General features: G+C 73.1%; 18 protein-coding genes and 1 pseudogene. 7 read left to right on the top strand and 12 right to left on the bottom strand.

Annotated features, from left to right (window positions below):
• Positions 1 to 31: 31 nt before the first annotated feature.
• The gene (locus SLINC_RS06690) at positions 32 to 442 is read left to right on the top strand and encodes a (4Fe-4S)-binding protein (protein WP_067427891.1); all 411 of its coding nucleotides are present in this window, start codon (positions 32 to 34) and stop codon (positions 440 to 442) included.
• A gap of 152 nt (positions 443 to 594) precedes the next feature.
• On the top strand, positions 595 to 1746 hold the full coding sequence (locus SLINC_RS06685) for an NAD(P)-binding domain-containing protein (RefSeq protein WP_067427889.1): 1152 nt from the start codon (positions 595 to 597) through the stop codon (positions 1744 to 1746).
• A gap of 33 nt (positions 1747 to 1779) precedes the next feature.
• Here the strand turns inward: SLINC_RS06685 and SLINC_RS06680 are convergent, their stop codons facing one another.
• On the bottom strand, positions 1780 to 2505 hold the full coding sequence (locus SLINC_RS06680) for an alpha/beta hydrolase (protein WP_067427887.1): 726 nt from the start codon (positions 2503 to 2505) through the stop codon (positions 1780 to 1782).
• Between the two features lie 180 nt (positions 2506 to 2685).
• Between SLINC_RS06680 and SLINC_RS06675 the strand changes: the two genes are divergently transcribed.
• Complete coding sequence (locus SLINC_RS06675) at positions 2686 to 3540, top strand: helix-turn-helix domain-containing protein (protein WP_067427885.1); 855 nt, start codon at positions 2686 to 2688, stop codon at positions 3538 to 3540.
• A 60-nt stretch (positions 3541 to 3600) separates the two neighbouring features.
• Positions 3601 to 4506 carry a helix-turn-helix domain-containing protein gene (locus tag SLINC_RS06670; protein ID WP_067427883.1) on the top strand — a complete coding sequence of 302 codons (906 nt, stop codon included), beginning with the start codon at positions 3601 to 3603 and terminating at the stop codon, positions 4504 to 4506.
• 31 nt (positions 4507 to 4537) lie between these two features.
• Here SLINC_RS06670 and SLINC_RS06665 read toward each other — a convergent pair whose 3' ends face one another.
• From SLINC_RS06665 to SLINC_RS06650, 4 genes are all read right to left on the bottom strand, one after another.
• Positions 4538 to 5353, bottom strand: coding sequence for an SAM-dependent methyltransferase (locus SLINC_RS06665; protein WP_067427882.1), 816 nt, complete (start codon positions 5351 to 5353; stop codon positions 4538 to 4540).
• Between the two features lie 173 nt (positions 5354 to 5526).
• Entirely contained in the window at positions 5527 to 6768 is a 1242-nt protein-coding gene (locus tag SLINC_RS06660; protein ID WP_067427881.1) for an NAD(P)/FAD-dependent oxidoreductase, read from the bottom strand.
• Positions 6765 to 8204: an amidase gene (locus SLINC_RS06655; RefSeq protein ID WP_067427880.1), complete on the bottom strand. Its 1440-nt coding sequence runs from the start codon at positions 8202 to 8204 to the stop codon at positions 6765 to 6767. The genes SLINC_RS06660 and SLINC_RS06655 overlap by 4 nt, the downstream gene beginning before the upstream one ends.
• Positions 8201 to 9517: an Nramp family divalent metal transporter gene (locus SLINC_RS06650; RefSeq protein WP_067427878.1), complete on the bottom strand. Its 1317-nt coding sequence runs from the start codon at positions 9515 to 9517 to the stop codon at positions 8201 to 8203. Before SLINC_RS06650 ends, SLINC_RS06655 begins: the two co-directional genes overlap by 4 nt.
• Positions 9518 to 9655: 138 nt before the next feature.
• Here SLINC_RS06650 and SLINC_RS06645 point away from each other — a divergent pair, with 138 nt between their 5' ends.
• Complete coding sequence (locus SLINC_RS06645) at positions 9656 to 10636, top strand: Lrp/AsnC family transcriptional regulator (protein WP_067427871.1); 981 nt, start codon at positions 9656 to 9658, stop codon at positions 10634 to 10636.
• Positions 10637 to 10689: 53 nt separating this feature from the next.
• Here the strand turns inward: SLINC_RS06645 and SLINC_RS06640 are convergent, their stop codons facing one another.
• Positions 10690 to 11706, bottom strand: a complete 1017-nt coding sequence (locus tag SLINC_RS06640; RefSeq protein ID WP_225988269.1) for a trypsin-like serine peptidase — start codon at positions 11704 to 11706, stop codon at positions 10690 to 10692.
• Between the two features lie 287 nt (positions 11707 to 11993).
• On the opposite strand from SLINC_RS06640, the gene SLINC_RS06635 reads away from it, so the two are divergent.
• Positions 11994 to 13196, top strand: coding sequence for a cysteine desulfurase-like protein (locus SLINC_RS06635; RefSeq protein WP_067427870.1), 1203 nt, complete (start codon positions 11994 to 11996; stop codon positions 13194 to 13196).
• A gap of 38 nt (positions 13197 to 13234) precedes the next feature.
• On the opposite strand, the gene SLINC_RS06630 is transcribed toward SLINC_RS06635, so the two are convergent.
• Complete coding sequence (locus SLINC_RS06630) at positions 13235 to 14137, bottom strand: amidohydrolase family protein (RefSeq protein WP_067427868.1); 903 nt, start codon at positions 14135 to 14137, stop codon at positions 13235 to 13237.
• Positions 14138 to 14241: 104 nt separating this feature from the next.
• Here SLINC_RS06630 and SLINC_RS06625 point away from each other — a divergent pair.
• A pseudogene (locus SLINC_RS06625) lies at positions 14242 to 14616 on the top strand (protein kinase family protein); the annotation flags it as partial.
• On the opposite strand, the gene SLINC_RS06620 reads toward SLINC_RS06625, so the two are convergent.
• The 5 genes from SLINC_RS06620 to SLINC_RS06600 form a co-directional block, all read right to left on the bottom strand.
• Positions 14568 to 15872 carry a vWA domain-containing protein gene (locus SLINC_RS06620; RefSeq protein WP_067445106.1) on the bottom strand — a complete coding sequence of 435 codons (1305 nt, stop codon included), beginning with the start codon at positions 15870 to 15872 and terminating at the stop codon, positions 14568 to 14570. The pseudogene SLINC_RS06625 and the gene SLINC_RS06620 overlap by 49 nt on opposite strands.
• Before the next feature lie 20 nt (positions 15873 to 15892).
• On the bottom strand, positions 15893 to 17158 hold the full coding sequence (locus SLINC_RS06615; RefSeq protein ID WP_067427864.1) for an AAA family ATPase: 1266 nt from the start codon (positions 17156 to 17158) through the stop codon (positions 15893 to 15895).
• Between the two features lie 169 nt (positions 17159 to 17327).
• A complete protein-coding gene (locus SLINC_RS06610; protein ID WP_067427862.1) occupies positions 17328 to 18728 on the bottom strand; it encodes a hypothetical protein in 1401 nt (466 codons plus the stop codon).
• 90 nt (positions 18729 to 18818) lie between these two features.
• Positions 18819 to 19652 (bottom strand): DUF427 domain-containing protein, encoded by an 834-nt coding sequence (locus SLINC_RS06605; protein ID WP_067427860.1) that lies wholly within the window; start codon positions 19650 to 19652, stop codon positions 18819 to 18821.
• Positions 19653 to 19753: 101 nt separating this feature from the next.
• A complete protein-coding gene (locus SLINC_RS06600; protein WP_225988268.1) occupies positions 19754 to 20758 on the bottom strand; it encodes a sugar kinase in 1005 nt (334 codons plus the stop codon).
• Positions 20759 to 20785 lie beyond the last annotated feature (27 nt).

Here is a 20785-nt window from a genome sequence, read left to right as displayed (position 1 = left end):
GCGGTCGCGCGGGCGGCGAGAGAGGTCGGACATGAGCGGCACGGCACACAAGAAGGCCTACACGGCCCAGGACATCACCGTGAGCTTCGAGGCCAGGCGCTGCCTGCACGCCACGGAGTGCGTCAGGGGCCTGCCCGAGGTCTTCGACACGAGCAGGCGTCCGTGGATCCAGCCGGACGGCGCTCCGGCGGACCGGCTGGCGGACGTCGTACGCCGTTGTCCGACGGGGGCGCTTCAGTACGAACTGGCCGAAGGCGAAGCGGAAGGCCCGGAGCGGCCCACCCGGATCACCCCGACGCCCGCGGGGCAGCTGATCATACGGGGCGATCTGGCTCTGGAGACGGACGAGGGCCGGCGTACCGAGACCCGGGCCGTGCTGTGCGGCTGCTCGCGCAGCCGACTCCAGCCGTACTGCGACCACTCGGGCCCTTGCGGCCAGTGACGGCGGCGATGACCTCCGCTTGGCCATGACCTCGACCTGGCGATGACTCCACCGGCCCCTGCCCCCCCCTGACCTCCACCGGGCCGTCGCGTCCGGGCCCGACCTCACGCTGCTCGCCACCGCCGGCGGCGCATGCCCTCAAGGAGGGGCCGATGCACGCTGACACCCTCGCCCCGGCACACGGACGGGCCGAACCCGAGCGAGCGGGTGGGCGCGCGACGGTGGTGGTCATCGGCGGCGGGCAGTCGGGGCTCTCGGCCGGTCACCACCTCAAGCGGCGCGGCTTCACCAGCGCTCTGACCAACCCGGACGGCGACCGGACCTTCGTGGTGCTCGACGCCGAACCGGCCGCCGGCGGGGCGTGGCGGCATCGCTGGGAGTCGCTGCGGATGAGCACCGTGAACGGCATCTTCGACCTGCCCGACTTCCCGCAGCCGCCCGTCGACCCCGACGAGCCCAGCCGTACGGCGGTGCCGCGTTACTTCGCCGCCTTCGAGCAGGCGACCGACCTGCCGATCCTGAGACCGGTGACCGTCAGTGTCGTACGGCCTGTGGACGCCCGGCCGGACGGAGAGCTGACGGTGGAATCCAGCGCGGGGACCTGGACCACCCGGGCCGTCATCAACGCCACCGGCACCTGGACCAACCCCGTGCGCCCCCACTACCCCGGGCAGGAGACCTTCACCGGCCTCCAACTGCACACCCGCGACTACGTCTCCGCCGACCGGTTCGCGGGTCTCGGGGTCGCCGTCGTCGGTGGCGGCATCTCGGCTCTCCAGCAACTGGAGGAGATCTCCCGGGTGGCCACCACGTACTGGTACACGCGGCGCGAACCCGTCTTCCGGGAGGGCGGGTTCGCGCCCGAGGTCGAGGGCCGCCAGATCATCGCCAAGGTCACCGCCGACGTCGAGGCGGGCAGGCCCACCGGCAGCGTCGTCTCGTACACCGAACTGGCCTGGACACCGTACGCGTTGGCGGCGAAGGAGCGCGGGGCACTCCGGCGGCGCCCCATGTTCACCGCCGTCGAGCCCGACGGCGTCCGCGAGGCGGACGGCTCCTTCACGCCGGTCGACGTCATCCTGTGGGCCACGGGCTTCAAGGCCGCCCTGGCGCACCTGGACCCCCTGCGGCTGCGCAACGAACTCGGCGGGATCACTTTGCGCGGCACCCAGGTGACCGGCGAACCCCGCGTGCACCTGGTCGGGTTCGGCCCGTCCCAGTCCACCGTCGGCTCCAACCGCGCCGGCCGCCAGGCGGTCAACGCCCTGCTGCGACAGTGGAAAGCCGCCCCGGCCCGAGGGTGACCGACGCCCGGACCGGTCACCGCCCGCGCCTCCCTACCCGAGCCTGAGCAGGAGTTCGGTGAGCTCGGCCGGCATGGTGATCATGCAGTCGTGGCCGGTCGGCAGTTCCCACACCTGCGCCGGGGCGCCGTTGGGCTGGAGCGCGGGCACGGGGCGCCGGGCGAAGCCGTCGGGCCTGCCGAGGACACAGTGGATGTGCGTCCGGGGGATCGTGCGCACCGCCGGGTTGCCCAGCCGTACCGGTTGCCGGAGGCAGCGCACCGGATGGTCCGACAGCATCGAGCGCAGCCACGCGATGTCCGCCGGGTCGGTGACGCCGAACAGGCCCGAGGGCGGCGGCAGTTCGGGGAGCGGCGGAACCCGCCAGCCGCTCTCGGACCTCTCGGCGAGGTCGATCAGGTCCTGCGTCACGGGCATGACATCGGCCGCGCTCTCGCCGTCCTCGGGGACCATCGCGTCGAGGTGGACCAGGTGCGCGATCCGGTCCGGGACACGGTTGGCCGTGGCGGAGATGACCAGCCCGGCGTAGCTGTGTCCCACGAGGATCACCTCGGTGAGGTCCTCCGCGTCGATCAGATCGACGATGTCGTCGGCGTGCGTGTCGAGTCCGACGTCGCGGCCGAGCAGATGCGCCTTGTCCCCGTAGCCGGTCAACGACGGCGCGACCACCCGGTGTCCGGCCGAGGCCAGCAACGGGACCACCCTCTCCCAGCACTGCCCGCTGTGCCAGGCGCCGTGAACCAACAGATACGTCGACATGACTGCGCTCCTCGCTGTGCTCCACCGTGTCCGGCCTCGACGGTCGGTGAGCGGTCCGGCGTCCGCTCGGCGGGTCGTCGACCAGGCTCGTCGTGCGCACCCCGGCCGAGCCAGGGCCCCCGTGATCCTGGGGGTGGCAGGACCAGGCACGCGGTCGGTCGCGCGCACTACGGTGGAGCGATGACCGGCGAACCGAACCCGCTGGGCGATTACGTGCGCGCCCGCCGTGAACTCGTCACTCCGGAGCAGGCCGGCATACCGGCGGTGGGGACGAGGCGGGTACCGGGCCTGCGCCGGGAGGAGGTCGCGATGCTCGCCGGCATCAGCGCCGACTACTACCTGCGCCTGGAGCAGGGCCGCGACCGCAACCCCTCCGTGCAGGTCCTGGAATCCCTCGCCCGCGCGCTCCGACTCGACGGCGACGCGACGGCTCACCTGGTGCGCCTCGGCACCGACACCTCCCGTCGGCGCCGCGCCGGGCCCCGGCGCCGGAAGGAGACCGTGCCCGAGGGCATCGCCAAGCTCGTCGCCGCCCTCCCGCTGCCGGCGATCGTCGAGGGCCGCTACTTCGACGTGCTCGCCGCCAACGCCCTGGCGACCGCCCTGTCACCGCGCCTCGCGCCGGGAGCCAACCGCCTGCGGGACATGTTCCTCGACCCCGCCGAGCAGGCACTCCACCCGGACTGGGCGAAAGCCGCCGGAGGCATGGTCGCCGGCTTCCGCCAGTCCGTCGGTACCGACACCGACGACCCCCGGTTCATCGAACTCGTCGGCGAACTCTCCCTGGCCAGCCCCCACTTCAGCCGGCTCTGGGCCCGCCACGACGTGGAGGCGTGCGAAGGCGCGGCCAAGTACCTCGACCATCCGCAGGTCGGTCGCCTCCGGCTGAACAGGGAGCGGCTCGGCATCGGCGGCACGGCGGGCCGGACGCTGGTCGTCCACCACCCGGATCCCGGCACCGACAGCGCCGACAGACTGGCGCTGCTCGCCTCCATCACCTCCACGCATCAAGATCATGTACAGGACAGCTTCTAGGATGTCCGGTCACCGTGCTTGTATGTGTACAGCGTTGCGTTCGTCGCGGAAAGAAGGCCCATGGGCACCAAAGAGGCCGCACGTACACCCTTCCTCAACGACGCCCTGGACGGCCGGTCGGCCGGTCCCACGGTGCCGCGCCTGGTCCTGGGGGCCCGGTTGCGCAGACTGCGGGAGGAACGGGATGTCTCCCGAACGGCCGCGGGGCAGGTCATCCGGGCCTCCCGGTCCAAGATCAGCCGCATGGAGGCGGGCCGCCACCGGTTCAAACCGCGTGACGTGGCCGATCTGCTCACCCTCTACGGAGTCACCGACGACGCCGAACGCGCCACCCTGATGGCGCTGGTGGACCAGGCCAACACCCCTGCCTGGTGGCAGTACTACAACGACGTGGTGCCCGCCTGGATGCAGACCTACCTCGGGGCCGAACAGGCGGCGAGCCTCATCCGCTGCTTCGAGGTGCAGCGCGTCCCCGCCCTGCTCCAGACCTCCGACTACGCGCGCGCCTCCATCCGGCTCGCCCACCCGGACGCCTCCGCGCGGGAGATCGACCGGCGGGTCACCCTGCGCACGACACGCCGGCGGATCCTGGACCGGCCGTCACCGACCCGGCTCTGGGCGGTGATCGACGAGGCGGCGCTGCGTCGGCCGGTGGGCGGCACCGGCGTCATGCGCGACCAGCTCAGGCATCTGATCGAGTGCTGCCGGCTCCCGCAGGTCTCCGTCCAGGTCCTGCCGTTCCACGCCGGCGCCCACGCGGGCGAGGCCGGTCCGGTCACCATCCTGCGGCTGCCCGGCGGCGAGTTGCCCGACGTGGTCTACCTCGAACAACTCACCACCGCTCTCTATCCCGACCGGCCGGCCGAGATCGAGTGCTACTGGGACGTCATGAACCGACTGGTCGTCGAGGCCGAGTCACCGGACGAGACCCCGACGATCCTCCACCGCATCCTCCAGGAGACCTGACCCCCGGGCCGAGCGGTCCGGGCGGCCGTGCTCAGCGCTTGAGGGCCACACCGCCGTACTGGTGCACCTCCGCGGGCAGGTCCAGGGCCGCGGTGTCGGGACGCCAGCGCGAGCACGACGTCACGCCCGGTTCGAGCAGTTCCAGCCCGTCGAAGAAGCGGGCGATCTGCTCGGGGCTGCGCAGGATGTACGGGATCGAACCGCCCTCGTTGTACTGATGGATGGCCGTGACGTAGGCCTCGCTGGTGTTCGTGCTGTCGTACTGCACGAGGAAGCTGCCGGGGGGCAGGCCGGCCACGAGCTGCCGCACGATGGAGGACGCCTCGTCGTCGTCCTCGATGTGGCCGAGGATGCCCATCAGCATGAGGGCGACGGGGCGGTCGAAGTCCAGCGTCCTCGCGGCCTCCCGCAGGATGGTGCCCGGGTCGCGCAGGTCGGCGTCGACGTAGTTGGTGACGCCTTCCGGTGTGCTGGTGAGCAGCGCGCGGGCGTGGGCCAGCACCAACGGGTCGTTGTCGACGTAGACGATCCGGCTGTCCGGGGCCACCCGCTGGGCGATCTGGTGGGTGTTGTCGACGTTGGGCAGCCCGGTGCCGATGTCCAGGAACTGCCGGATGCCCTCCTCGGCGGCCAGGTGACGGACCGCGCGGGCGAGGAAGTACCGGGCGGCACGGGCTCCGGTCTCGATGCCGGGGAAGATTTCGCGGAAGGCGTCGCCGGCCACCCGGTCGACCTCGTAGTTGTCCTTCCCTCCCAGCCAGTAGTTCCAGATCCGGGCCGACTGCGGCACCGAGGTGTCGATCTTGGCGAACGCCTCCTGCGTGGAGTCGGCTGCCTCATCAGTCATGGACGCTCCTGCGTGTACGTAGGGGGAGAACCCCGAAACCGTCGAACACCAGTCGTGGAAGCCCACGTTATGCCCCGGAGAGCGGCTCATGTGAATCATCTGCCCCAACTGCCCCTGCCCGGCGCCCGGTTGGGCGGCCCTCCGTCGGGTTTCTCACTCTCCCGTCGGGCTGCTCACCGCAGGGGATGCAGCGCCGTCAGTTCGGGGGCCGGGCGGCCGGTCACGATCGACTCCGCCAGGAGCTTGCCGCTCAGGGGCCCCAGGGCGATGCCCCACATACCGTGGCCGCCGCAGACGTGGACGCGGGGCGAGCGGGTCGGGCCGACCAGGGGCAGGCCGTCGGCGGTGCACGGACGCGGGCCGGCCCAGACGTCGGTACGGCGGTCGAAGTCGGCCGCCGGGAGTAGGCCACGGGCCGCGGCGACGATCGCCTCGATGCGACGGGGATCGGCGGGCCGGTCGGGCGCCGTGAACTCCATCATGCCCGCCACCCGCACCCGGTCCCCGAGCGGCGAGCAGACCACCCGCTGCTCGGCGAAGTACGTGGGCCGGCCGGGCAGCCCCTCCGGCGGCAGGCTGAAGCTGTAGCCGCGGCCGGACTGCACCGGGGTCCGCACGCCGAAGGGCGCCGCGAGCCGGTCGAGCCAGGCACCCGGGGCCAGGACGGCCGTGTCGGCCCGCAGAGAGGTGCCGTCGGAGCCCAGGACGACGACGTCCGGGCCCAGATCCCGTACCCGGGAGACCTCCAGGCCCGTGAGGACCTTGCCGCCCCGGTCGCGGACCGCGTCGGCCAGCGCCGCGACGTACGCCCCGGGATTCAGGTGCCGCTGGCCGTGCAGGAGGACGGCCGCGTCGACGCGGGCCGAGAGCGCCGGCTCCTGCTCGCGTGCCTCGGCCCCGGTGAGCAGGTCGTAGGCGACGTCCTGGCCCGCCGCGCGCACCGCGTCCAGTTCCGCGACGAGCGCGGCCCGGCCGGCCGGGGAGGTGAAGGCGAGCAGGCACGGGTCGCCCGCACGGGTCGGCTCGGTGATCCCGCCCTCGGCCAGTTCGTCGTACGCCGAGAGCGCCCCGCGGTTGAGCGCGGCGAGCGCGGACATGGCCACCCGCCAGTGCCGGTGGGTGCAGTTGCGGGTGAACGCCAGCAGGAAGCGGGCCAGCCGGAGATCCGCGCGCGGGGGGATGTAGAGCGGGGACGCGGGGGAGAACAGGGTGTGCGCGCCCAGCTTCAGGGCGGCCGGTTCGGGGAGCGGGACGGTCAGGGCGGGGGACAGCCAGCCCGCGTTGCCCCACGAGGCCCCGGCCGCCACGCCCTCGCGGTCGACCACGGTGACCTCGACACCCGCCTCCTGGAGGAACCAGGCCGTCGCCAGCCCCGCCATGCCCGCGCCGACCACGACGGCGCTGCGCGGGCTCACGGACGGACCCCGTCCGCCAGCGCCACGGCGGGCCTGCGCTCCCCGACGAGCGTCGCCTGCTCGAAGGCGTACCCGGCCCGCAGGACCGACAGGTCCCGCCGGTGCGGCCCCACCACCTGGACCCCGACCGGCAGCCCCGCCGGGGTGAAGCCGGCCGGGACCGACAGCGCCGGGCAGCCGGTCATCGTGATCAGGTAGGCCGAGCGCATCCAGTCCAGATAGGTCTCCATGCGGATGCCGTCCACGGAAGCGGGATGGGCGAGTTCGACGTCGAAGGGCGCGACCTGGTTCACCGGCAGCAGCAGAAGGTCGTACGTCCGGAAGAACTCCCGTACACGGTGGAAGAGTTGGGCCTGGAGGAGCTGGGCGCGGCCCAGGTCGGGGCCGGTGAGCTTGCGGCCCTCCTCGATGTTCCAGACCACGTCGGGGGACATGTGCTGCCGGTGCTCGTCGAGCAGGGGCCCGTAGGCCAGCTCCATCTGCCAGGCGCGCTGGATCAGGAACGCCTCGTCGGCGCCGGACAGATCGGGGCAGGCCTCCTCGACCTCGCAGCCCAGCTCGGCGAACACCTCCACCGCGCCGCGCACCACGTCCCGCACCTCGGGGTCGACCGGCACGCCCCCGCCCAGGTCGGGCGACCAGGCGACCCTCAGACCCCGGACGTCGCTGTCCAGGCCCCCGGTGAAGGCGGAACCCGGCGTCTCCAGGGCGAGCGGGCTGCGCGGATCGGGGCCGGCCAGCACGGACAGGGTCAGGGCGACATCGGCGACCGTGCGGGCCATGGGGCCCTTGACCGACAGCTGTCCCCACGGCGCCTTGTCGGGCCAGGACGGGACCCGGCCGGGGGAGGGGCGCAGCCCGACGACGTTGTTGAAGGACGCCGGGTTGCGCAGTGACCCGCCGGTGTCGCTGCCGTCGGCGATCGGCTGCATGCCGCAGGCGAGGGCGGCTCCCGCGCCGCCGCTGCTGCCGCCCGCGCTGCGGGAGAGGTCGTAGGGGTTGCGGGTGGCGCCGAAGACGGGGTTGACGGTGTGCGAACCCATGCCGAGTTCGGGCACGTTGGTCTTGCCGATCGTGATCGCCCCGGCCGACTTGAGGCGCTCGACGACCAGATGGTCCCGGCCCGGTACGTGGTCGGCGAACAGGGGTGAGCCGTATGTCGTGCGGATGCCCGCGGTGTCGTGGAGGTCCTTGTGCGCGACGGGCAGCCCGTGCAGAGGACCTGGTTCCGCTCCCGACGCCAGCCGCTCGTCCGCCGCGGCGGCTTCCTCCAGCGCCTGGTCGGCGACGAGGGTGACGATCGCGTTCACCGACGCGTTGGCCCGCTCGATCTGTTCGAGGTGGGCGGTGACCACCTCGCGGGCGGAGATCTCGCGGCGCCGCACGGCGGCGGCGAGGTCGGTGGCGGTGCGGAAGCACAGCTCGGCGGGGTTCACAGTCCTCCCAGGGTTTCCTTGAGCTGCACGACGGCCAGCACTCCGAACAGGACGAAGGAGCCCGACAGCAGCACGTTCGACAACAGCTTGTTGCGGTACGGCTTCTCGACGCCCCGCCGGTTGAGGAGCACGAGCAGCGCCCCGGACAGCAGCGGCAGGATCAGTGAGCCGACGGCGGCGTAGGTGAGCACCAGACGGACCGGGCGTCCCATGAAGGTGACCGCCACGGACGTGACCGCGCAGTACAGCACGAACGCGCGGAACGGACGGCTGCGTTGGCCCATGTGCCGCTCGGCGTCCGCGTCCGGGACACCGCGCAGGGTGCGCAGCGAGTCGGACAGCAGATAGCACAGCGCGTTGAAGCCGCCGACCAGCGCGCTCAGCGTCACCAGGAAGAACGTGCCCAGGAACAGCACGCGCGCCACCGACCCCAGGTCCGCGCCGAGCGGTTCGGCCAGCGCGGCCAGCCCGTCGTTGCCGGTGATCGTGCGGCCGGTGCCGTACAGCAGACCTGTGCCGACGATCGAGGTGCACACCACGAACAGGAACGTGACGGCGTAACTCACGCCCGCGTCCGCGCGCATGACGGGCAGCCAGCTGCGGTGCTGCCAGCGCTTCTCCCGCACCCAGTAGCTGTACGAGGCGACACCGGCCGTACCGCCCACCCCGCCGACCAGCGCCAGTACGGTGATCATGTCGCCCTCGGGCAGCCGCGGCCGCAGCGAGGTCACGACGGCCGACGGGTCGTCCATGGTGACGAGCGTGGCCACCGCCAGCACGACCATGCCGAGGAACTTGGCCAGCATGAACCCGCTCATCACCCGCTCGAACAGCGCATAGCGGCCCACGTACACCAGCCCGGCCGACACCAGCGCGATCACCACGGCCACCGGCCTGAGCGGCAGCGCGGGAAACAGCGTGGACAGCGCCAGCGAGGCCACCGAGCTGAGAGCGGCCCCGTACAGCAGCCCGATGACCAGCACGAAGACGAAGAAGGCGTACGGCAGCCAGCGCCCCGCCGACCGCAGGCTCGCGATCACCGTGTGCCCGGTGGCCAGGTACAGCCGGCCCACCGCCTCGGTGAGTGCGTACTTCATCACGACGCCGACGAGGATCGCCCACATCAGGGCCATGCCGTACCCGGCGGCGCCCGCGAGGGACGTCACCATGTCGCCGGCGCCCACGCTGGCGGCCGCCAGGACCAGCCCGGGGCCGAGGACCGTCAGCCGACCGCGTCGCGTGGCGGGGGCGTGGAAGGGGGCGGCCGTCTGCCGCCGAGGGGGACTGTCGGGAGTCGCGGTCACGTCGGCCATCTCCTCTGCCGGAAAGTCACGGGAGTCATGGATCGTGCGGCGCGTGCGGGCGGCGTCTCCGTGTCAGCGTCGAGGACGCTGACGGAAGGGAACAAGAACCCCTGGGAAAATGACGGAATCGGCCATACGCTCAGGCCGATGGACGCACCGCAGACCGGCCCGGTGGCCGATTCGCTGGACCGGCGCATCATCAGCGCACTCCAGATCGACGGCCGAGCCTCCTGGCACCGCATCGCGACCGCGCTCGGCGAACCGGAACGCACCGTCGTCCGGCGGGGCACCCGACTGCTGGAGTCCGGGCTCGTCCGCATCGGCGCGATGGCCGTGCGCGGACGCAGCACCGTGGTCGCCGTGCGCTGTACGCCCGGCCAGGCCCGCGTCGCCGCCACCGCGCTGGCCCGCCGCCCCGACTGCGTGTTCGCGCATGTGCTGACCGGAGACTGGGACTGCGTCGCGGAGATCCAGTGCCCCCGGGACCGTCTTCCGGGACTCGTCATGGACGAGCTCCCGGGGCTGCCGGGTGTCGTACGGACGTCGACCCTCCCGGTGCTGCGCCATGTGCGGACGATCCGGGAGTGGCACGCGGGCCTGCTCACCGAGGAGGAGATCTCGGCGCTCACCGACGGCGGCTCCGTCCCCGCCTCGGCCGATGTGATGCCACCGCCCGAGGGCCCGCGTGAACTCACCCGCGCCGACCGGCTGTTGCTGCACGCCCTCGCCGAGGACGGACGCTGCACCTACGACGAACTCGCCCGCGTCTGCGGCGTGTCCGAGGCCACTGCCCGCCGCCGTCTGGGCACCCTGCGGCGGCAGGGACGCGTCCGCGTCCGCGCCGTCATCGAACCGGCGCTCCTCGCCCTGCCGGTGGAGGCCGTGCTGTGGGTGCGCCCCGCCCCGGCCGCGGTCGCATCCGTGACGACGGCCCTCGCCCGCTCCACCCACGTCCGCTACGCCAGCTTCGTCACCGGCGAACGGCACCTGCTGGCACTGACCGCGTTCCCGGACGAGGGGGCGCTGCACGACTTCGTCACGGGCTCCGACTGGCTGCGTGACGTCGTCTCGGTGGACGTGTCGATGGTCCTCGGGACGCTGAAGCGCGGCGGGATGCCGTCGGAGTGACGCGTCCCACGGGCCGGTGCGGCCGTGGGACGCGTCGGTGCGTCAGGCGGTGCTCAGGACGTCTGCGCCGACTGGTACAGGTTCTGGGCGTCCGCGCCGAAGTACGGGCCGTACATGGCGTTGGGCAGGAAGTTGTACTTGAAGCTGTTCACCGAGGACTGGAGGCCGGTGCCGGTGGTCTCGTTGAACTGGGTGAACCAGGGGCCGCCGCTGGAGCCGCCGGTCATGTTGCAGGTCAGGCCGTGGTCGCTGGACAGCAGGAAGTCGCGGTAGGTGGTGCCGCTGCAGTAGATGAACTTCTGGCCGTCGTAGGGGGCGGCCGCGGGGAAGCCGAAGGCGTACATGGCCTTGTTGTAGCCGGTGTTGAAGGCCAGGCCCTGACCGCCGACGACGTCGGTGAGGTTCTTGCCGTTCAGCGGGGCGACGACGGCCGCGCCGATGTCGTAGTTGATGTCCTCACTGGCCGTCCACTGCGGGGTGGACAGGGTCTTGGCGGCCGCCCATGTGCCGTGCGGGGCCTGGCCGTCGTGGTAGCCGGGGACGAAGACCCAGTCGGTGTGCCAGGCGCCCTCCAGCTTCACGCAGTGCCCGGCGGTGATGACCGTGCTCTTGTTGGCGCTGGTGACCGCGTTGCCGGAGCAGGAGGCGGTACGGCCGTCGTAGGTGAAGAACACCCGCCCCGCGGTCTGGACGACGGCCCCGCCGCCGGTCCAGGGAGCACCACCGCTGGGGAACGCCAGGATCCCGGCCTCGGCGGCCGGCGCGCTGGGCGCGACGAGGGTCTCCTTGCCCTTGCGCGGGGTGGACGCCCGCACCTCGGACGCCTCGGCGCGGTCGAGGGACAGGACGTCGAGCGGAGTGGCCTGGCGCATCCGCTCCGGCGTCCAGAAGTCACGGGCGTCCTCCTGCGCGGCGAGCGTCACCGCGCCCGGGTCCGTCCCTGCGGCGCTCGCCGGCGCGGCGACGACCGCGGTGGTCAGCAGGGCGGCGACGCCGGTGAGGGCGGCCAGAACGGTGCGGCGCACGGGGGTGCCGCCGGATGCGCGAACTCTGCGGAAGCTGGCTATCACGCGGTCTCCTTCTGCGGTGGGGGCCGGGCGGTCGGGTCATCCGCCCGGGCAGGCAGGGGTGTGGTGCGTGCGGTCCGGAAGGCAGCGTGTCACCCGGAAACCCAGTTGGGCAGGTGCACATCAGGACGATGGCCGAAAAGGGGCGCTCCTGGCTCGTGGGCGGCGTCACGGAGGCGGCACGATCGCCTGCTCGGTGGGCCGTGGCAGGCTGACGTGCGACGGAGACGGCCGTGGCAGGCTGACGTGCGATGGAGAAGGCCCTGGCAGGAACGCCGACAGGAGATTCCGTGACGTACGACATCACCGCCATCCGCTCCCGGTTCCCGGCCCTGCGCGCCGGAACCGCCCACTTCGACGGGCCCGGCGGCACCCAGACGCCCGAACCCGTCATCCGGGCCATCGCCGACGCGTTGGCACAGCCGCTGTCCAACCGGGGCCGGGAGACGCTCGGCGAGCGCAACGCCGAGGCCATCGTCACCGGGGCCCGGCAGGCGCTCGCCGACCTGCTGGGCGCGAGCCCGGAGGGGATCGTCTTCGGCCGCAGCGCCACCCAGCTCACCTACGACTTCTCCCGCACCCTCGCCAAGGACTGGGCGCCCGGGGACGAGGTGGTCGTCACCCGGCTCGACCACGACGCCAACATCCGCCCGTGGGTCCAGGCCGCCGAGCGGGCCGGTGCCACCGTGCGCTGGGCCGACTTCGACCCCGCCACCGGGGAGTTGACCGCCGACGACATCCGCGGCGTGCTGTCCGACCGCACACGGCTGGTCGCCGTCACCGCCGCCTCCAACCTGATCGGCACGCGGCCCCCGATCGCCGAGATCTGCGCACTCGCCCGCGAGGCCGGTGCGCTCAGCCACGTCGACGGCGTCCACCACGCCGCCCATACGCTCGTCGACCTGGAAGGGCTCGGCGCCGACTTCTTCGTCTGCTCGCCGTACAAGTTCCTCGGACCGCACCACGGAGTGCTCGCCGCGCGGCCGGAGCTGCTTCGGACGCTGCGCCCGGACAAGCTCCTGCCGTCCACCGACGTGGTCCCCGAGCGGTTCGAACTGGGCACACTGCCCTATGAGTTCCTCGCCGGAAGCACGGCGGCGGTGGACTTCCTCGCCGGGCTCGACACGGCGGCCGAAGGGACGCGACGGCAGCGGCTCGTCGCGGGCTTCGCCGCGCTCGAAGGGCACGAGCAGACGCTGCGCACACAGATCGACAAGGGGCTGGCCGCACTCCGCGGGATCAGGATCCACTCCCACGCCGCCGACCGCACGCCCACCGTTTTGATGACCTTCGAGCACCGGGCGACGGCGGACGCCTACCGCTTCCTCGCCGAGCGGGGCATCCAGGCACCGGCGGGTACCTTCTACGCGATCGAGACCTCGCGCCGGCTCGGCCTCGGCGACACCGGTGGCCTGCGGATCGGACTCGCGCCCTACAACAACTCGGAGGACGTCGACCGGTTGCTCGCCGGATTGTCCGAGTTCCTGGGGTGAGACCCCGGCGCACTGTGCCGGTGAACCCCGAGGAGCGCTCACCCCTTCCCGGTGAGCAGCCGCCTCGGACCGGTGACGCGCAAGGCGTGCGCGGCGGCCTCGCCCAGACCGAAGCCGGGCTGCCGCGGCGGCCGCGCGTACGGGCGGTCCGAACCCTGGACCACGGCTCCCGCGCCCAGTTCGCGCACGATCGCCTCGACGGCACGCGGACCGTACGACGACGTCTCGACGAACACCTCAGGATCCACCACGGGTTCGCCCCCGTCGCCCCGGGCGGCGAACCGCTCCCCGTGCAGCGGGGCGAGCCCGGCCAGCAGCGCGAAACACACCCGCAGCCGCGGATGGCGCGGCCTGCCGAAGACACGGAACGCGAACCAGGCGGCGTGCATCTGCTGGACGTAGGGGACCATCGCGGGCCACCAGCCCGGGCCCTCGGACCCACCGGGCGCCGGACCGGGGTGCACGAACAGCGGCAGATCGCGCTCCTCCAGCAGATCGAGGAGCGGGGCGCAGCGCGCGTAACCGGCCGCGTCGGCAAGGGCGTTCGCCGGGAGCTGGAGCCCGACGAAGCCCTGGTCGAGCACGGCGGCCGTCGCGCGTGCGTCGACGTTCCTGACACACGCGGCGGCCCACGCCCCGAACGGCTCCGGAAGCGCGGCGGCGCCCTCGTGGTACGCGTCGAGCAGAGGCCGCGCCCGGCCCCCGGGCAGCCACTCGATGCCCAGCGGGGACGACAGCGACACGAGCGCCAGGCCGAGCCCGTCGGCGGCGGCGAGCTCGGCCCGCCGCGCCGGGTCGTGGTCGGCGGGAGCGATCTCGTACGGCGGCTCCCCGTCCAGGAACAGGGTCCAGCCGTCCAGGTACGGCGGTTCGCGGCGGGACCGCAGGGCCGCCACCAACTCGGGGCTCCACAGGTGCTGGTGCACATCGACCTCGGTCATGCCGTTCCTCCCACACACGGACATCGGGCCGGCCGTCGCGCGGGCTCGCGATCTCCTCCGTCTCCCCACAATCACCCCGCACCGTCTGGTCCAGGGTGGCTCGGGTGGACGCGTTGACAACTGAAGATCCGCCCCGCATAGGCCCTTACCGGATGCTCGCACGTCTGGGTGCGGGGGGCATGGGCCGCGTGTACCTGGCGCGCTCCGAGGGCGGGCGCACCGTCGCCGTGAAGGTGGTGCAGGCCGAGTTCGCCGAGCACCCGGAGTTCCGGCGGAGGTTCGCGCTGGAAGTGGCCGCGGCCAGACGCGTCGGCGGGCGATGGACCGCCCCCGTCCTGGACGCCGACACCGACGCCGCCACTCCCTGGGTCGCCACCGGCTACGTCCCGGGCCCGGATCTGCACAGCGTGGTCGCCAAGGACCAGGCCACTCACCGCGAGGGGGAGGCCGACCCGATCTCGACCACGCGGGCCCACTCGGGCGGTGCGTCCGGCACGTAGTCGGGATCGTTCTCGTCGTACGCCCCGCTCGCCAAGCCCCGCGGGAACAGCCCCACCACCGTCCGGCACGGCGGCCGTGACTCCGGCCAGGGCGTCTGGCCGTCGGTCAGGACCACGACGACATCGGGGCGGGGCCGGGCCCGCAGCGCCTTGGCGAAGCCGGTGCGCAGATCCGTGCCCCCACCGCCCATCAGCGGGATGCCCTCACCACGGCAGAGCGGGTGCACGATCCGGGCCGCCGCGTCGCACGGCACCACGGTGACGAGATCCCGGCGGCCGCCCACGGCCTGCGAGATCGCGGCGACCTCCAGGAGCGCGCTGCCCAGCTCGGCGTCGCTGACCGACCCCGAGGTGTCGATGACCACGCAGACCCGGGGCGGCCTGCGCCGCAGGCTCGGCAGCACCACCCCGGGTACGCCGGCCGAGCGGCGCGCGGGACGGCCGTAGGTGTAGTCCTCGCCCGCGCCGGAACCGGAGGCCGCCGAGCGGACCGCCGCGCCCAGCAACTCCCGCCAGGGCTGCGGCGGATGGAAGGCGTCCTCGGCCCACCGCCGCCACCCCTCCGGAGTCCTGCCGGGGCGGGCTCTGATGCCCTGGGCCACCCGGAACCGCACCGCGTCCCGCTCCTGGGCGCTGAGACCGCGGGCGCCGTCCGGGCCCAGCTCCCACTCCCGCTCCAGCCCGTCGGCGCCGCTGCCGCAGTCCAGCCAGGCCAGGTCCTGCATCCACGGCCCGAGCCGGAAGCGGCTGAGGTACTCCTCCATGAGCTGCCCCTCGGGCAGGCGCAGGGTGTCCGGACGGACCACGCCCTCGGGTTCGGCCAGCCCGTCGCCGTACACGTCGTCGTTGATCTCGCAGTCCGCGGCGATGTTCATCCGCAGCCGCTCCCCGGGACCGGTCAGCCCCTGTTCCCGCGCGAGCCGGTCGCTGCGGCCGTGGTGGTCGCGCAGCAGGTGCGACACCTCGTGCACCCACACGCCGGCCAGTTCCTCCACCGGCGTCCGGTCCACGAAGGCCGGCGAGGCGTAGCACCGCCAGTGCCGGTCGACGGACATCGTCGGCACCTGCCGTGACTCGACGATGTGCAGCGCGAACAGGGCCGTCGCCAGGTACGGCCGGGCCCGGGCGGCTTGCAGCCGGGCCGTGAACAGCTTGTCGAGATCCAGCGGCCGGAGGGACCCGCGCGCGTCCCCGGCCGACTGTCTGGACTCCGGCGCGGCCGCGTTCGCGGGCATGTCCTCCCGCGTGTCCGCGCTCATCGGGCGTTCCTCCGGCCGGTCTTCGCGGCGGCGGCCGTGGTGCGGGCCGCTGCCTGGTCCGCGCGCCGGGACAGGGAGACCACGCCCGCGAGCCGCTCGATGGTGTCGGGCACGTCCCAGTCCTCCTGGCGCAGGGAGGCGAGGGTGGTCGCCGGAACGACGACCAGGTCGGGGGCGCCGGTCTCCAGTGCCCGCACGAGCAGGGACCAGGCCGCGTCCCAGCGGGAGCGGTCGGGACGGGCCCGGACCGCGGCCACCACGCCGTCGAGCACGGCCTGGCGCAGATCGCCCCGTTCGGGCAGGACGGCACCGGCCGGGTCGGCGAGCACGTCTTCGGGATCGGGGAGGTCCATCCGGTCCAGGCTCGCCAGCAGCTCCAGCCCCGGACCGTCTCCTACGGTGCCCCGGACCAGCAGGGACAGCACCTCCCGGGAGGATCCGGCCGCGGTCGCGAAGGCGATCAGATGCAGGGTCATCTCCCAGCTCCGCGGCGACGGCCAGGGCCCGCCCCGGCGCGTCTCGTTGGTGGGGAGCCGGTGCACGAGCGTGGGCCGGGCGGACAGGAGCCCGCACACCGCGCGGCGCGCGAAGTCCACGGCCTCAGGGAGCCTGCGCGGATCGAGCCGGGGCAGTGTCGCCCGGGGCCAGGTGCCGCCCAGGCCGCGGACCACCACCTCGTGGTCATGGGCCCACTGGAGGTGGACGAACCGGTTGGCCAGCGGCGGGCTCAGCTCCCAGCCGTCGGCGGCCGAGGAGCGCGGGTTGGCGGCGGCCACGATCCTTACGCCGGGCGGCAGTTGCAGGGCGCCGATCCGCCGCTCCAGCACCAGCCGGAGCAGGGCCGCCTGCACGGCGGGCGGCGCGGTGGACAGTTCGTCCAGGAACAGCAGTCCCCGGCCGGCCCGTACCAGGCGTACGGCCCAGTCCGGGGGTGCCATCGGGACGCCCTGGGCCGCCGGGTCGTCGCCGACGATCGGCAGCCCCGAGAAGTCGGACGGTTCGTGCACGCTGGCGATCACCGTCGTCAGCGGGAGATCCAGGGCCGCGGCGAGCTGGGTGAGGGCCGCGGTCTTGCCGATACCGGGCTCGCCCCACAGCAGGACGGGCAGGTCGGCGGCGACGGCCAGGGTCAGGGCCTCCAGCTGGACGTCGGCACGCGGTTCGGTGCCGGCGTCGCGCAGCAGGGCCAACAGGTCACCGGCGACGTCGAGTTGCGCGGCGGGTTCGGTGGTGGTGGGAGCGAACGGGGTGCATGTGGCCATGTGTGATCACCTTTGAGGTCAGGAGTGTGCCGGGTGGAGGGGTGCGTGAAGGCGCGGCGGAGACAGGGAAACGGGGATCGGCCCCGGTCAGAGGAAGGTCACGCCGGAAGAAGGCGACGTCAGTAGGAGGAAGGGCGACGTCAGTAGGAAGTTAGGAAGACAGGCAACGTCAGTAGAACGTCAGGCTGTTGAGGCGCCACCGGCGCCGCAGCGGACGGCGCCGGTCGTCCGTAGGGAGGCGATCCGGGCCGTGCCCGATCAGTCCCGCCCTGAACAGCCCGTAGGTCAGCCGCCGTTGGGCCGCCGCCTCCAGCTCGTCCCGCAACGCGCCCTCACGCAGCAGCGCTTCCGGACCCAACAGCCCCTCCACGACGGCCAGGGCACCGGCGATGTCACCGTGGTCCAGGCGTTCGCGGACCCCGGTGAGGCAGTCCGGCCGGCGGTGGGCCTCGTCGATCTCCCGCAGACAGGGCAGCGGGGTGCCGGTCAGCTCGGCCAGGAGTTCCTCGCGCCGGATCTCGGCCGGATCGTGGTCCAGCGGGACCAGGACCCCGTCGACCAGACCGATGCGGTGCCGGGAACCCCGGCACTCCACGATCCGTGGCTGCTTCGCCGGATCCGGTGCCGCCCGCGACGGGCCGGGCGGTGACCATCCCGGTACGAGGGCCGAGGCGACCAGCGGATGCAGCCGCTCGGCGTCGATCGCCCGCTTGCGCAGCAGATCCAGGTCGGGCGGCACCCAGGTCGCCGCGTCGGGCAGCACGGGCAGCGAGGAACCGCCGCGCCCCGCCGAGATCCGCATCCCGGGCGACTCGTCGGACGGGAGTTCCAGGACCAGCCGGTGCCGGCCCCCGAGCCGCACCAGTACCGCACCGGCGTGACTCGGCCGCCCTTCCGCGCGCAGCAGTGTCCGGGCCTCGGCCGCCCACCGGTCGACGGCACAGGGGAGCCCTTGGGGCACCTCGTGCAGCGAATCCGGGTCGGCCGGGGGAGGACCGTCGGCGACGGTCCCGGCCCTGATCCGCAGCTCGTGGGCCCTGCGCGCGTCCCACAGATGCCGGTGCAGATCGAGACGGAACCGCCGGTTGGGCCGGGGATGCGGATACCGGCGGGTGTCGGCCTCGGAGCGGGAGCCGTCCCACAGCGCGAGGCTGATCCGCTGGCCCGCGTCCGCCCAGGCGGGCGGGGTCCGGGCCACGAGATGCACCGGGCCGCCCCTCCCGCGCCCCAGCACGCCGTACCGGGCGAGCGAGAGCGTCAGCCCCGGGCGCAGCAGGCCGTCGGGGGCGATCCTCGGCATGTGCCAGCGCAGCAGGTCGGGAGCCAAGTGCCGTAGATCGTCCCGGACTTGGGCGGCGAGCTCATGGCCGTGGGAACGTGCCAGGGCCCGTGGGGCGAGATCGACGTCGATGCCGGCGGCGGCGCAGGCTCCTGCCCAGTCCCCGGCGAGGCGGCGGGCGGTGGCGGTCTCGATCATCGAGGGCGGCACGGCGAACTCGCGCACGCGCAGCCAGAAGGAAAGACGCCAGGAGGGAAGTCGGGTGTCCCCGTTCGCGACAGAAGTGAGCATCAGCACTCACCTTGCGCGGATGGGACCCCCGATCTGAAACCAGAAGGAGTAGTCATCGCCGGGGAGCGTAACTCCTCCACTCTCGGTCTGTCAGCTCTTTTTGAGGGACTCGGTGAACGGCGTGACCGGCCGCGGCAACCGCTCGCCGTCCACGGTGATGTCCACGGCCTCGTTGTAGAAGGCGAGCAGCCCCTGCACGGCGGCCACCTGGGGCAGCGGAGCCGGATAGCTCCACAGGATGTTGCGCGGCACGTCCCCCTCGCCGCGCCAGGCCCAGTACCGGGCGGTGCCCTTGTAGGGGCAGCCGGTGCTGTGGTCGGTGGGCACGAACAGGTCGAGGCGGACGTCCTCGCGGGGGATGTAGTACCGCGTCGGCAGGCTCGTCTCGAACACCAGCACCGGCTTGCGGGTGTCCGCGACGAGCATGCCCCCGACCTCGACCTGGACGTGACGGCTGCTGGGCACGGCGTCGACCCGCTTGTGCGGATCACGGGGGTGGATGAAGATCTCCTGCTCCTCCTCGTACCAATGGTCGAGGCCGCTGTGCCAGTGCCGGAACCACTCGAACGCGATGTGCCCGGCCAGGTCCTCGGCGGGGAAGGTCCAGGCCGCGTTCTCCACGACCGCCCCGTCGACGTCGAGGTCGTAGAAGACGCTCGATCCCGTGTGGGCGCCCGTCGGCGGGTTCTTGGCCGGCCGGAGCAGGTCCTCGCGGACCTCCTCGCGCGGGAAGGCGTACAGCGGCACGGGCACATCCGGTTCCCACACGAGTACGGGATGCCGGCTGTCGACGACGGTGACCTCGCCCTTGACCCCGCGCACCCAGCGCTCACTGGGCTCCCACGCGAGCCCTTCCGGCGTCGTACGGATGCCCCGCGCCGCCGGGAGCGCGGGATGGGAGGGGTGCGACGGATGGATGGTCATGACCTGGTCTCCTTCGGCTCGTCCCGGAGGCGCCGAGTGCCTGTCCCTGACCCCACCATCATGGCCCCGGGGTGCGGCCCTGTCCGCCGGAAACAGCACACCTAGCGCGGTGCCGCCGCGGCCCACGCGTCGTCGTCCAGGGCGAGCCGGCGGTCGGTCTCGGCGCGGGGCGGCATGACGGGGACGTCGTCCCTGGTGCGGAGTGCGGCGGCGGCCGCCAGGTGGCCGAGGCGCAGCCGGGAGCGTTCGTCGCGGTTCTCCAGGACGGCGGCCAGGTAACCGGCGGCGAACGCGTCCCCGGCACCGACCGGTTCGACGACCTTGGTCGGCAGGGAGGGGACGAACGTCCGCACGCCGTTCGCGTACGACGTCGCCCCGTGCTCGGCGTCCTTGACGACCACGACGGGCGCGGGGGACAGCAGGTCCGCGACGGCGTCGCAGGAGGCGGTGCCCCAGAGGGTCTCGGCCTCGTCCCGTCCGACGAACACGATGTCGGCGCAGCGGGCGAGCACCAGCAGACTCCGCGCCGCGTCGGCGCCGCGCCACAGCGCGGGACGGTGGTTCACGTCGAAGGAGACCGCCGGCTTGCGGGCGGGACCGCTGAGCAGTGTCCGGAGCAGCCGTGCGCAGCTGTCGGAGAGCGCCGCGGCGACCCCCGAGAGGTGGACCATGCGGGCCTGCCGGAGGACGGGGTCCCGGGCCAGCTCCGGGCCCATCCGGGTCGCGGCCGATCCGCCGCGGTAGTAGTAGGTACGGGTCCGGTCGGGGCCGGGGTCCTTGAAGTAGACCCCGGTCGGATGTTCCGGGTCGGTCTCCACGGCGCTCACGTCCACGCCCCGCGCGGCGAGATCGGCCATGATGCGTCGGCCGAACGGATCGTCGCCCACGCGGCTCAGCCAGGCCGCCCGGTGCCCGAGGCCGGCCAGTCCGCAGGCGACGTTGGACTCGGCGCCGCCGACGGCCATCCGGAGCGTGTTCTGCTCGCCCAGCGGACGGGCGTCCGGCGGACTGAGCACGGCCATCGTCTCGCCGACGCACACGACGTCGGCCACCGGGACCGGGCCGGTGGCGGCAGGGGGCGGGGACGGCGAGGGCACGGGATCCACGAGGTTCTCCTGGCAGAGGGCGCGTGA

Source organism: Streptomyces lincolnensis (assembly GCF_001685355.1).
Classification (GTDB): Bacteria; Actinomycetota; Actinomycetes; order Streptomycetales; family Streptomycetaceae; genus Streptomyces; species Streptomyces lincolnensis.
The sequence above is the reverse complement of the archived record's forward strand: the minus strand, read 5'-3'. Positions and strand labels throughout refer to the sequence as shown.